The organism is Alteribacillus bidgolensis (assembly GCF_002886255.1).
Lineage (GTDB): Bacteria > Bacillota > Bacilli > Bacillales > Marinococcaceae > Alteribacillus > Alteribacillus bidgolensis.
The window spans coordinates 737,299-750,167 of sequence record NZ_KZ614149.1; the positions used below are offsets into that span (position 1 = coordinate 737,299).

The 12,869-nt window shown below is 36.6% G+C and carries 12 protein-coding genes; 6 read left to right on the forward strand and 6 right to left on the reverse strand.

Annotation, left to right across the window (positions count from 1 at the left end; genetic code table 11):
* Positions 1-2: 2 nt before the first annotated feature.
* Positions 3-3,416 (forward strand): AAA family ATPase, encoded by a 3,414-nt coding sequence (locus CEF16_RS03830; protein ID WP_091579883.1) that lies wholly within the window; start codon positions 3-5, stop codon positions 3,414-3,416.
* A 106-nt stretch (positions 3,417-3,522) separates the two neighbouring features.
* On the opposite strand, the gene CEF16_RS03835 is transcribed toward CEF16_RS03830, so the two are convergent.
* From CEF16_RS03835 to CEF16_RS03850, 5 genes are all read right to left on the reverse strand, one after another.
* Complete coding sequence (locus CEF16_RS03835; protein WP_091579885.1) at positions 3,523-4,695, reverse strand: CapA family protein; 1,173 nt, start codon at positions 4,693-4,695, stop codon at positions 3,523-3,525.
* A 10-nt stretch (positions 4,696-4,705) separates the two neighbouring features.
* On the reverse strand, positions 4,706-5,155 hold the full coding sequence (pgsC, locus tag CEF16_RS03840) for a poly-gamma-glutamate biosynthesis protein PgsC (protein WP_091579888.1): 450 nt from the start codon (positions 5,153-5,155) through the stop codon (positions 4,706-4,708).
* 16 nt (positions 5,156-5,171) lie between these two features.
* Positions 5,172-6,362 (reverse strand): poly-gamma-glutamate synthase PgsB, encoded by a 1,191-nt coding sequence (pgsB, locus tag CEF16_RS03845; protein WP_091579891.1) that lies wholly within the window; start codon positions 6,360-6,362, stop codon positions 5,172-5,174.
* Positions 6,363-6,485: 123 nt separating this feature from the next.
* On the reverse strand, positions 6,486-6,647 hold the full coding sequence (locus CEF16_RS23565; protein ID WP_170031560.1) for a hypothetical protein: 162 nt from the start codon (positions 6,645-6,647) through the stop codon (positions 6,486-6,488).
* A 20-nt stretch (positions 6,648-6,667) separates the two neighbouring features.
* Complete coding sequence (locus CEF16_RS03850; RefSeq protein WP_091579893.1) at positions 6,668-8,335, reverse strand: gamma-glutamyltransferase family protein; 1,668 nt, start codon at positions 8,333-8,335, stop codon at positions 6,668-6,670.
* 180 nt (positions 8,336-8,515) lie between these two features.
* Between CEF16_RS03850 and CEF16_RS03855 the strand changes: the two genes are divergently transcribed.
* A complete protein-coding gene (locus CEF16_RS03855) occupies positions 8,516-9,259 on the forward strand; it encodes a ZIP family metal transporter (RefSeq protein ID WP_091579896.1) in 744 nt (247 codons plus the stop codon).
* A 159-nt stretch (positions 9,260-9,418) separates the two neighbouring features.
* On the opposite strand, the gene CEF16_RS03860 is transcribed toward CEF16_RS03855, so the two are convergent.
* Positions 9,419-9,754: a CHY zinc finger protein gene (locus CEF16_RS03860; protein ID WP_091579898.1), complete on the reverse strand. Its 336-nt coding sequence runs from the start codon at positions 9,752-9,754 to the stop codon at positions 9,419-9,421.
* Between the two features lie 434 nt (positions 9,755-10,188).
* On the opposite strand from CEF16_RS03860, the gene CEF16_RS03865 reads away from it, so the two are divergent.
* The 4 genes from CEF16_RS03865 (at position 10,189) to CEF16_RS03880 (ending at position 12,820) form a co-directional block, all read left to right on the forward strand.
* Positions 10,189-10,623: a hypothetical protein gene (locus CEF16_RS03865; protein ID WP_091579901.1), complete on the forward strand. Its 435-nt coding sequence runs from the start codon at positions 10,189-10,191 to the stop codon at positions 10,621-10,623.
* Positions 10,624-10,870: 247 nt separating this feature from the next.
* A complete protein-coding gene (locus CEF16_RS03870) occupies positions 10,871-11,611 on the forward strand; it encodes an SDR family oxidoreductase (protein WP_091579904.1) in 741 nt (246 codons plus the stop codon).
* A gap of 90 nt (positions 11,612-11,701) precedes the next feature.
* The gene (locus tag CEF16_RS03875; RefSeq protein WP_245917751.1) at positions 11,702-12,361 is read left to right on the forward strand and encodes a type 1 glutamine amidotransferase domain-containing protein; all 660 of its coding nucleotides are present in this window, start codon (positions 11,702-11,704) and stop codon (positions 12,359-12,361) included.
* A gap of 12 nt (positions 12,362-12,373) precedes the next feature.
* Positions 12,374-12,820, forward strand: coding sequence for a hypothetical protein (locus CEF16_RS03880; protein ID WP_245917752.1), 447 nt, complete (start codon positions 12,374-12,376; stop codon positions 12,818-12,820).
* Positions 12,821-12,869: the final 49 nt, after the last annotated feature.

The window sequence follows — 12,869 nt, forward strand, 5'->3', positions numbered from 1 at the left end:
AGGTGCGCCCTATAGAAATCACAATTAAAGGTTTGCACAGTTTTAGAGAAAAGCAAACGGTAAACTTCTCTTCCCTATGCGAAGGGGGGGTCTTTGGAATATTCGGTCCCACAGGAAGCGGAAAATCTTCTTTATTAGATGCAATGACATTAGCGTTATATGGCAAAGTAGAGCGGGCCTTGAACAACACGCAAGGTATTATTAATCAAGCAGAAAAAACATTATCCGTTTCTTTTGCCTTCGAACTTGGTCATAAAGGAAGTGCTTCAACTTACATGGTAGAACGCAGCTATAAACGTACGAGTGAATTTAATGTGAAAACTTCCTTCTGCCGTTTGCTTGATATGACAAAGGAACCTTCTGTATTAGCTGATAAAACCAATGACGTGAATAATCAAATTGAAAATTTGCTTGGATTGTCCATAGATGATTTTACAAGAGCAGTAGTACTTCCCCAAGGTAAATTCTCGGAATTTCTAAAACTTCGCGGGAACGAAAGAAGAAAAATGCTGCAGCGATTATTTCATTTAGAGAAGTATGGAGACGACCTAATTAAAAAAATTAAAAAGAATCTTCAGGATGTTACGCATGAAAAAGAAAAAATAGAAGCGGAGCAACTTGGACTTGGGAACGCATCGAAAGAAGCATTACTTACGGTAGAAGATAACCTTAAATATTGGGATAACGAACTTCAACAAGCCTTAATAAGAAAAGAGCAAACAGAAGAAAAGTGGGAACAAATAAAACAATTAAGAGCTTGGCAAAAAGAAAAAGAAGAAGCCTATCAAGAGCTTCTAGAATTAGAAAAACAAGCACCACAAATAGAAATCCACAAAAATTATATACAGCAATCAATAGAAGCAGAGTCGCTGCTTCCATATGCCAATGCTTGCCTCTATGCCGATAAAGAGCAGAGAGAATGGAAAAAGAAAGCTGATGATAAAGCAAATAAGCTTCATGATATTTTAGTTAACGAAAAACATCTGCTTTCTCAGTGGGAAGAATTTCAACAAGAAAAAGAATCAAAAGACGAAGAAATTGCCTCTATCCATCAATCTATTGATAAAGCAGAGGAATTGGAAAAAGAAGTGTCTCAGTATACTCAAGAAAAACAAAACATAGAAGATGTGTATAAGACATTGACAAATAAGTTGGATGAATATCATAAAGAAGCGGAAAAAATAAATGCAAACGTAATGAAATATTCAGATGCAGTAAAAACACTAAAAGATCGTCAAAAAATATTGCTAGGAACCCGGGAAGAAAAAAATACATTATTTAGAGCGATACAAGAAAAACAGCATATACGGCATCTCGATCAACACTTAAAAAATATAAAAAGAGAAGAAAGCGACAGAAAACAACAAACAGATAAAGCTTTCGAAGACAAAAAAGAAGCAGAGCAACAGGTAAACAAAGGGAAGGAAACATTAACTGCCCGATTTTCTCAAGTATTGTATTGGTATGATAAAACCGCTGCAGAAAAAGGTTGGATAGACCAATTTTTACATCATTTGCAAAGATGGTTAAAAGAAGAGACAGACAAAGAAAATCATATGAAAGTTAGGGAAATGTCGTATCATTTATCTACTCATTTGAAAGAAGGCATTCCATGCCCGGTATGTGGTTCTTCTGAACACCCTGCTCCTGCCGTTCCAGAAGAAAAATCTTTGAAATTCACAGATGAACATGCCGTTGAACGAGAAAAATTAGAAGAATGGATCAGCAAACTTCAAAGCTATCAACTCGTAATGAATCACAGGGAATGGACATTGCAGCAAACATCTTCTTCTATTGTGGACCAAATGGGAGAAGAAGTGGGAGCATCTCTTGCTAATGAAGAGGATACTGATGATTTATTTTCATTAAAAAAAGCTGTCGAATGGGAAGAGAAGATACAACGAAAGCTTGTACAATGGGATAAGGAAGAGGAAACACTTTCTCGACTGCAAAAAAGCATCGAAAAAGAATTAAAACATTATTATCAAGCGATAGAAAATAGGAAACAACACGAATATGAATGTGATAGCAAATATAACGTACACAAAGAATTAGTAGAAAAAAGAACGACTGCAGAGATTGAACGAGATAGAGCGAGGCAGAAATGGGAGGAGAACTTCCCATCTTATTCGTTTGATGCATTAGAGGATAGATATGAAACGCTCCAACAGAATGAAGAAGAAGGCGAGCATTTACAAAAAAGAATAGAGGATGGCACGAAACACATTGAAGACTTACAAGGTCGTTATGATGGTTTATTAAAGAAGCTCCATGTGATAGAAGTAAAACAAATTGAGGCAAAAACACAGGTTGATCAGATGACTGCTTTTGTAAATGATAGAGCAGCACAGTTAGAAAAAATCTTACAGGGCCAGCATTTAAACAAGTTAAAAAAAGATGTAAATGATCAAATTGCTGCTTGGGAGAAAAAAGAGAAAAACTTGGACAGCGAATTAGAAAAATTAAAAACAGAAAAACAACAAACAGAGCAAGAAAAAGCGGTTGCCGAGCATTCTTATGATGAATCTGTATCACGATTAGAAAAAGCGCGGATGGTTTGGCAAGATAAAGCTGATAGAAGCACATTACAGCTGCATCCTGCTTCTGTGAGCGACGCTATATTAAGTGAACAGGAAAAAGATGAATACGAAAAGAAAATTAAGACGTTTGAACAGGAAAAGGAAAAATGGAAAAGAATAAAACAAGAATTGGTGCAAAAATTATCCGACCATTATGTTACAGACAAAGAATGGGAAGTGTGGAAAGAGACTTGGCATGCTATTAATAAAAAATTAGATGATTTAAGGGAAAAAAGAGGAGCTGCTTCTAAAAGTTTAGATGAAATAAAACAAAAGCACACATACTATAATGAGCTTGAAAAGGAAAGAAAAAAAAGAGAAGAGAAAGAAAACCAATATCAACAGTTAGATACTGTTTTTCGTGGTAAAGGATTTGTTGAATTTATAGCAGAAGAGCAGCTTGTTCAAGTAAGTAGGCTCGCATCTGAACGTCTGTATACATTAACTAATGGACGCTATGCCATTGAAGTAGATTCTAGCGGCGGTTTTATTGTGAGAGATGATGCCAATGGCGGAATAAAAAGACCTGTTACGACATTATCAGGGGGAGAAACGTTTTTGACAAGTCTTGCTTTGGCATTAGCTTTGTCGGCTTCCATTCAATTAAAAGGGCAGTACCCATTAGAATTTTTCTTTTTAGATGAAGGGTTTGGAACCTTGGATCATGAACTGCTAGAGACAGTAATGAGCGCTTTAGAAAAGCTTCAGACAGATAATTTATCAGTTGGTGTTATAAGTCACGTACCAGAGCTGCAGGAAAGACTGCCAAAAAAACTATTCGTCAAGCCAGCTGAACCAGGCGGTCCTGGCAGCAAAGTGTACATCCAAGGAATGTGAAAATCTTTTATAGATAGGTAAAAATAATATTATTATGTAAACTAATATTCAAAAGAAACAAGCACTGTCTTAAAGATAGTGCTTGTTTCGTAAATATCTTTCGATTTTATTCCTTGTTTTTTAATACATGAGAATGATCAGCCGATATAATTAAACGTTCACCATTTTCTACTATATTCTCTTTTGCTTCTGTGTCTTTTGTCAGCTGCCTAAATATTCTTTTCTTGTGAATATTCTTCGTTAACCCTTGCACCGGGCGCGGCTGTGCTTCAAATACACGAAAAGGGTGCATTTCAAGCATCGCAGTGCCATCTTCTTTTAATTGATAATCAGCAATGACGCTGTCCCGTGTTCTTGTCCAGCCTTGATCAAAAATAAAATTACCAAGTGAATACATGATGAGTGTATCGTTATAAACATCGATTGATTGAAGAACATGGGGATGGTGTCCAATTATAATATCTGCTCCTGCATCCGCTATGGCATGAGCCAATTCTTTTTGGCGGGTAGTGGGGGAGCTGTCGTATTCTTGTCCGCTGTGCAGATGAACCATGACTAAATCTGCATTTTCTTTTGCTTTTTTTATAGCTGGAATAAAATCATCGGGATCTGATGTTAATATGCCAGACGTGGTTGGACTTGTGCTTTCCATATCAGAATAAACAATATCATTTATACCTAATGTAGCCACATCCAGCCCCTCATATTGATTGACTGTATAACTTTCCGATGCATTTCCGTTTTCAACGACTCCTGCTGGATCAATGGAAGTTTGCCGAAAAGCATCGAGCGTAGCTGAAAATCCCTCTGATTTATAATCCATCATATGATTATTCGCCAAGTTCACTGTAGAAAAATTTAATTGTTCAAAAGCGCCTAATGACCTTTGTTTAGAAGACAAGTGAATCGTTTTATCAGCTTTCTCAAACTCGTCTTCATTATCTATAATTGGATGTTCGAAATTGCCGGTCGTATAATCACTAGAGCTTAATATATTTTCAGCATAAGCAAACAGTGAAGCGTAGCCATGGCGTTTAGTTATTTCTTCGACATGACGGCCCAGCATAATATCACCAACCATAGACGCTGAAAATACCGTATCATGTTCCACTGGTTTACTGTTTTTTTCAAGAGCTTCAGGCTCAGACCAACGGATAAGGGAGATTAATAAAAAACATAGTAATAATGCGATCCAAGCTTGATGAAATCCTTTTTTCTTTTCTTTTTTGGTAATGGCTAATATCTTTTCTTTAAATGTTAAACCTTTTTGTTTCATCATATGGAAACTCCTAAATAAGATAATATAACGTTATAATACCGAACGTAACGGCAGTAAGTACTAATGTACTTGTAAATGTCGGGATGACACCTTGTTTTTGCATTGTATTCGCAATAAGGCCTGGAACGATTACACCTAAACCACGGAATTCATATATTTCAAATGGAAGGACTGGATAAAAATAATCAAACAGCAGCTTTAATGCAATTCCTGTACAAAGCATGGCCGTAAATTTTCTTCTCCCGTAAAGTACCATAAATTTAGATAATCCAAAAGTGACAATCAAATAGGTGACCAGGCTTATAATAAATATCGTTAAGAGAAATACAGGTTGATCAAAAACAAGAGCTAAATAACCGGGAACGATTAGCCCGGCAGGCATTATACCTGTTTTCTCCGCATATATTAAACTGAGCACAGCGCCTATTACTAAGGCGATGTATAAATCTGTACCAAACAATGATATTGCCTCCTCATTAACTTACTTTATTGCTGTCCATAATATTAGGAGAAGTATAAAGAGCATTCATAAATGCCTCTCCGGCACCATGGATATTTCCTATTCCAAATATAGTTGCATGGCTTGCTTCGTTTATAACTCTATCTAGTACTTCTTCTGGTTTGTTTCCTTCTAAATTAATAACTGTTTCAAAGGGAAGGTTCCCTTTTTCATAATCAGACAATACGTGTTGAACGTTCTTTCCTATTAGTATCAATTTTTCTCCATGAAGATGAGGAAGCACGTTTTCACTAAAGTCCTTGGTGCGGTCCACTCTGTCTTCTCGGCAATTCATAATAACAATAGGATGGTTGGTTATAAATTCGGATGTCTTAATCCTTTCCCAGATCGAAAGAGTGGAGTGAGCATCATTAGCGGCAAAACTGTTAATAAAATAAGAAGATTTTTGAGCACCGTCTTTAAATGCTGTAATTCTAAGAGCACCTGGGTCTGGGTTTGCATTCAGCATTCCTTTTAAAGCTGTCTCTTTATCAATATTTAAACTCTCGGCCACGGCTAAAGCTATTGCTGCATTCTCTGGGAAAATCATATAATCAAACTTATGAATAAATCCTTCGGGCAGCTTTTTCGGATCAGCACAAATGACTTTGGTATTTCGTTTTTGTGCTATATCGTAGAAATAAGAATAAAACGGACCATCTGTCGTGATTAGTGTGCCGTTATATGGAATAGTCGAAGCAAAACCATCCGCCACATGCTGAAGTGTAGGACCCATAACATCCATATGGTCTTCGTAAACATTTAAAATGACGCCAATATTTGCTTGCAGAAAATCTTTTTGAAGAATGTCTTGATATTCTGGATTAATGGCCATGCATTCACTTACAAATGCTTCTGCTCCTTGGGCAGAAACCTGTTGTAAAATTGTTTTTTGTTCTTTAATGTTTGGTCCTTCTAGCCTTCTTATTATAGGTGTTTCCTGTCTTTTCCAGTCAATAAGGCGGGCAGAGGTACCTGTTGTTTTTCCGAATGTCTTGTATCCAGCTTCCGTTAAGACCCCGGTTATTAGACGTGTTACAGTAGATTTGCCTCGGATCCCGTTTACGTTTACACGAACGGGAATCGTATCAATTTCTTTTTGGTGTTTTCGTTTTTCATGATAGCCAAAATAACATAAAATGGCACAGGCCATTAATATAAGAAGCATGGCTTGTCCTCCTAGTCAGCCCTGTATTTATATTGCTCTTATTTTATTCACACCGTGCATAAAATGGGGCGTCCTGTAACTTCACTTGATCGGACGCCTGACCTTGCAAAAAAATTACTGTTTTTAATCTGATAAAAAACTTTCATCTTCGTCTTCATGTTCGAGGTGAGAATCGATAGCTTCTGATTCTTGTGGTGTCAAGACTTCATCATGTTTAAAGAAATACATGAATAATACTAGACCTAATAAGAATAAATAAGGAAGTACTGTTCTTAGTTTAGGCATAAAAATCACACCTGCAAATATTAATTAATGTCGAATGAACCTTCTCTTCGTTCATCAGCAATTCCAGTCATCTCCTGTTTGTCGTAATCTTTTATTAAAGCTGAAATATTTCCGAAGTAGGTGCTTACACCTTCCACTTGATAATCATATCCGTAGCTTTCTAGTTGTGCAATAAGACTCTGGTCCTCAATAAATGCTTCAGTATCTTCTAGATGAATCAGGTCTTTCTCAGGGTGAAAGCGACCGGCATTGACGGTGTCTTGGTAATCTTCTTCCAAGTATGCCTGTCTAATCAAAAACTGGGTAAGAACACCAGGAATACGGTTGCCCCCTGGCGTGCCTATTCCCATAACAACTTCGGAAGTCTCATTTTTAATAATACTAGGTGCAATAAAACTGCGTGGACGTTTTCCAATTTCTATATAATTTGGTGAATTTGGATCATCGCTGAAGTTGCCCAAGTTGCTGTTCATCCACATGCCGTCTACCATGTTTCCTGATCCGAAGAAATTTCCTAAAGTGTTTGTAGCTGAAACGGTTTTTCCTTCTTTATCAATAATGACAAAATGAGTGGTGCTTGTGTGTTCTTGCATATTGTTATCCTGTTGTGCATCTAAAGTAAGTTCATCGCTTAATCTGCTTTCCGTGACATAATTTGCACGTTCCCTTATAAAGTTATCGCTCGTCAGGTGATCTACGTTGACATTTTCAAAGTTAGGATCACCAATGGTGTTCAATCGTTGATAATATGCTTCCCTTGTAATTTCACTCATCAAATGTATATACTCGGCGTTATTGTTGTTTAAATAGTTTTTAATATTTAAATGTTCGGCCATGCCAAGCATTTGAATGAAGGTTGTTCCAGATAGTGGAGGAGGAGCAGAATAAACCGTATGATCTTCAAATGTCCCTTTCACAGGTTCCTTTTCATCTACTGTATATTGTGATAAATCACTGCTGTTAATATGGGGAACTTGACCAGTTAAACTGTTTGAAACATTTCCTTCGTAAAAATCATTTAAACCGTTTGTTTGTAACTGTTTCAATGTATCAGCTAAGTCTTTTTGAACAAGCGTTTCTCCAATTTCAATTGGTTCCCCTCCAGGGTAAAAATGCGGTACTTCTTCTGTATGAATACGGTATGCTGCATTTTTTAAGCGGTAATGTAAATCTGAGTTGACTTTAAATCCATTCTCAGCATAAGAAATAGCCGGTTGGAGCAGCTCATCTATTGGCAGTTCTCCATGTTTTTCATGTATAGTCTTCATACCTTTAACAAATCCAGGAACTGCGATTTGGTCAGCAGGATTTTGGGTTGAAGCTGTTTCCCGGTAATCATAAGTGATTGGATCGTTTTTTAGAGAAGGCATATACAGCATGGCACCGCCGCCTCCTAAGCCAGAGCCATAAGGTTCTGTAACTGCTAAGGTGAAGGAAACAGCTACTGCAGCATCGATAGCGTTGCCTCCTTTTTCCAAAATATCCATTCCTGTTTCAATTGCGTAATCGTTAGAGGAACTTACCCCGTATCCTTCAAATTCTTCTAAGGAAACTTTTTGTGCTTCATCTTCAGAATCGGGTGATGAGTCCTCAGCATTTTCGTCCCATGTATTAGAAATGAAAACATAAATAGCGAAACCTAGTATGATGATTCCTGCTAATATATTAGTAATTTTTGTGGTAGACAAATTTTTTGGCACTCCTTTCAAAAAACGACAACAACTCTATGTTGTATATCCTAACAATAAAGGATTTAAAACGCCATTGTATCGAAAATAATTGATAATATTTGATATTCTTTTAGATTTCTTTCTATTTTTTACTAAAGTGCGTACACTATAAAAGGTAGTATGAAAGAGGGTGAAGTCATGGAGGAATTCATACTGGCAAGTGGATTGTCTGCATTTGCCACCGGATTAGGAGCAATTCCTGCTATATTATTAAGAAATACAACTCACCGAGGAAAAGATATGCTGCTTGCTTTTAGTGCAGGAATGATGATGGCAGCATCTATGTTTGAACTTATACCAAAGAGCTTAAACCTTGGTGGTTATGAGGCTGTTTTTATTGGAATATTTCTTGGAATGTTGATTTTAACATTATTAGAGCAGAATATTCCTCATGAGCATATTGAGCGGACCAATAATAATGAGTATTTTGACATTAAAATGATAGATCGAAAAGCAATGCTTATTATAATGGCCATCACTCTGCATAACATACCGGAAGGATTATCTGTCGGGGTAAGTTACAATAGTGGGGTAGAAGGTCTTGGATTATTGATAGCTCTTGCTATTGGGGTTCAGAATGCACCGGAAGGTTTTATCATCGCATTCTTTTTAATTGAACAAGGAGTTAAAAAAAGCCATGCTTTTATAATAGCTTTAGGTACAGGTTTTGCGGAGTGGATTGCAGCTTTTGTTGGTTTTTGGTTAACGGCTGTTGCCAGTCAGTTAGTTCCAATAGGATTAGCTTTTGCGGCGGGATCTATGCTATATATTGTGTACAAAGAATTAATCCCCGAAAGTCACGGGGATGGATATGCTTTAAGTGCGACTTATTCATTTACAGGCGGGCTGCTATTGATGGTAGCCATGACATGGTTTTTTTAGTGAGGTGAAACAACGAGGTGGACAACAATAAATTAGAAAAAATACTTGCACTAATAAGTTTTTTCGTTGGAATTATTTTATTCATTTCGTTAATAAGACAGTTGATAGATTTTCTATGAAGAATGAGTCTCAGGAATTTTGAAGTATTTATTCTAAAAGTTACGTTTGAAAATATAAATGATAATGATGCTGACAGGCTGGGTTATATAAAGCTTTGCACACAGGGCAAGAATAGTTGCATTGTAAATATTCTTGAATGGTGAGTTTATATCCGCAGGCTCCACAAAGAATGGCTTTTTGGTTCCATTGATCTTTAGGCCATTGTAAGGGGGGATGATCGCATATTTGTTCATGACATTTATAACAGCAGAAAAAATCTCCACAGCAAAAAAATTGAATAGCAATGATATCTTCTTTTTTATGATAGTGGGCACAACGGCTTTGTTTATCTGGGCGTGCCCCTTTTACAACGGTATTACCTATATTTACTTTCATAAAAACCCTCTTTTTGTGAAATGATAAAACAGATTACAAATAGTATTAGAATGCGTTGCCTGCTCTTTAAATTGTTATAGATTACAAAAAACTTTATCCATTCCTAAAACAGTATAACAAAAATTCATCTGATAAATGATGTTTAATTTCAAACGAGGAGGGTATATACAAAAATGTCTCATTTTTTATTTAGGGGTACTAATATTTCTGTCACCGAATGTTCATTGACCGTTTGATGTTGATGGCGTATTATTAAAGATGTAATAAAACCAAAAGCTAATTTGTGACAAAAGTTAGAATTTTCATTCAATTAATCGACAGAATGCTGCTTTTGTGTTATATTTATTCTATGCGTTAATGTTCAGAATTTTCTACATTACATGAAGGAGATGGTTCATGGCACGGTGTAGAGTATTTTTTAAGGAGGAGATCGTATGCCTGTAAAAGAAAATCAAGAAACACTTGTGAGAACCAAAGCAAAAGAGCTCTGCAGTGCAATGGAATTAAGGGGTTGGGCAAGCACAAAATTTGTACCTACTCCGCCTTATGGATTTACACTAGTGAGTATGACGGGATGTCGTGCGTGGTTTGGCAAACGGTGGGGCATGATTTGTGATGATATGGAAGATCATCTTAAACTTGTTTTAGATATTCCAAGAGGAAGGTCATCGGCCGAAGAAATTTCTGAACGGTTAAACCTTCCGTTAGTAAGTGGCAACAAAGGGAAAAGCGGAGTTGAGATGATTGATAACCGGGATCGTATTACTGTAGTTCTCTATCTGTTTACAGATGAATTAAAAAATACGGAGTTCCGGAATAGTGAAGTAATGGAATTTGTTAGTGATGTTAGACGTTGGTCCTGCCTGTAAACTTCATAATTAAGAACCACACAGGGCGTCACCCTTCTCGGGTGCGCTTATTTTTTACTTCAGGAATGTTAATTTTGTTAAAGGATCAAAGTATAAGCCAAACTATGACTTCGCCATTTGGACTTGGCGGTAAGCCAAGTTTTTCTAATTCGTAAAAGTAATGTTTCAATTAAATATTGTAAAACATAATTAATAACCCTTTTAAAACAAATGAGTCCATCCCTTTGATTATGGAGGTCTTTTTAGAATGACACTTGATAAAACAGTAATTATTACAGGTGCAAGCAGTGGAATAGGTGAAGCGGCAGCAAGAAAATTGACCCAAGAAGGTGCCAATGTTGTGCTTGCTGCTAGAAGTCTAAATAAATTAAAACAATTACAATCAGAACTAAATAATAATAAAGGAGAAGTGATTATTCACCAAACAGATGTTACTTCGTTAGACGAAATGAAGCAGCTGGCCGCTTACACCATAGAATCATTTGGCAAAATAGATGTGATGTTTAATAATGCAGGTTTAATGCCGCTTTCTTATATGAAAAACACGAAAGTTGACGAATGGAATCGTATGATTGATGTTAATATCAAAGGCGTATTGAATGGGTTTGCAGCAGTATGTGATCATATGCTTGCCAGAAATCAAGGTCATATTATTACAACCTCTTCTGATGCAGCGCATAAAGTCTTTGTTGGATCTGCAGTTTACAGTGCTACAAAGCATGCTGTGTCTGCTATTATGAAAGGTTTGAAACTAGAGATGGCAAGGACGGATTTACGATTTACTGCGATTTCTCCAGGAGCTGTTGCTACTGATTTAACGAATACCATCACGGATGAAAATATTTTAAAGAGCATGAATGAAGAGGGGATGCCTTTTGAACCTCTCAAAAGTGAAGATGTAGCGGAGGCAGTATATTATGTTGTCACTCAGCCTGAAAATGTAGATATAAATGAAATAGTTGTGCGTCCTGTTCATCAGGATAGTTAATACATTAACATTTGTAACATTTTTACGTTTCCATTAAAATGAAAGATAGAAAAAGAAAGAGGGATGATTATAAAAAGGGGGAGGCGTACATTGGCTTGTATTTTGATCGTTGTTACAAACGCTGGCAACGTAATAAATGGTAGAGAGACAGGAGTATGGTTATCTGAATTTGCAGAATCTTATCTCAGTTTTATTCATGCTGGTCATGAGGTGATTGTTGCCAGTCCTAAGGGGGGAGAAGCTCCTATAGACCCAAAGAGCAAAGGAGGAAATCTTCTTAAAGAGTGGAAAAAAGCAGCAGATGTTTTAAAAAACACTGTCTCTCTTGATAATTTGGATAGTGAAGACTTTGATGGTATTTTTTTAGTAGGCGGTCGCGGAACAATGTTTGATTTCCCTAGTAGTGAACGTCTTCAATACATATTAAATGAGATGGCAGAAGACAATAAAGTGATAGGAGCTGTCTGTCATGGTTCCGCAGGTTTTACACATTTCCTTTTACCTGATGGAACTCCATTTTTAGAAGGGAAACGGCTAACAACTTTTACAAATAAAGAGGAAAAAGAAATGGATTTAGACAAAGATATGCCTTTTTTATTAGAGTCTAAAGTAAGAGAACTAGGGGCTACTTTTGTCGCTGCTCCTATTTTCACAGAAAATGTAGAAATGGATGGAAATTTTATAACCGGTCAAAACCCGCAGTCAACTTTACGAACGGCTAGAATGTTCTTAGAGAAAATAGAACATTAGGAGGGGCTGGTTATGACCGAAGAAAAGGCTTATAAAATTTTGCAGCGAGTTTATACGGATGAATTAATGCAGCAGGAAAAACGAAGAGTCTTGCGGCTATTGTATCGTCATATAAAAGAACAATTGAATGTATTAGGTATTAGAGATCAACTTGAAAGCGCAAATAATAAGCTGGAACGATTTAAAGAATTTACTTATATACCTGGAGATAATATTTTAAAATCCATGCAATATGTTTTTAATGCGGCTCGCGGGGAACGCAACACAAATAAAGATGAAGCCCGCCTGCATCTTCAACGTATTTACAAAACATTATATCAGCCGGCTGGGAGAAAACGTCCTGTCATTCCTGAACATTTTTGGAGCACTCCGTTAGGGGCAGCATGTTTAGTAACAGAAGGTGGGGTAGAAACTATATTTGATCTCTTAAAAGAAGTAGAAGAAACAGAGAGGGAATAATTAACAATCGGAATCAGCCCATGAAACTTTATTAAAAGTATAGGAAACT

Bases quoted from the DNA above. Each gene is read 5' to 3' on its own strand.
- CEF16_RS23565 (WP_170031560.1), bottom strand. From the start codon at position 6,647: ATGCCTAAACTAAGAACAGTACTTCCTTATTTATTCTTATTAGGTCTA.
- CEF16_RS03860 (WP_091579898.1), bottom strand. From the start codon at position 9,754: ATGAAAGTAAATATAGGTAATACCGTTGTAAAAGGGGCACGCCCAGAT.
- CEF16_RS03835 (WP_091579885.1), bottom strand. From the start codon at position 4,695: ATGATGAAACAAAAAGGTTTAACATTTAAAGAAAAGATATTAGCCATT.
- CEF16_RS03855 (WP_091579896.1), top strand. From the start codon at position 8,516: ATGGAGGAATTCATACTGGCAAGTGGATTGTCTGCATTTGCCACCGGA.
- pgsB (WP_091579891.1), bottom strand. From the start codon at position 6,362: ATGCTTCTTATATTAATGGCCTGTGCCATTTTATGTTATTTTGGCTAT.
- CEF16_RS03865 (WP_091579901.1), top strand. From the start codon at position 10,189: ATGCCTGTAAAAGAAAATCAAGAAACACTTGTGAGAACCAAAGCAAAA.
- CEF16_RS03880 (WP_245917752.1), top strand. From the start codon at position 12,374: ATGACCGAAGAAAAGGCTTATAAAATTTTGCAGCGAGTTTATACGGAT.
- CEF16_RS03870 (WP_091579904.1), top strand. From the start codon at position 10,871: ATGACACTTGATAAAACAGTAATTATTACAGGTGCAAGCAGTGGAATA.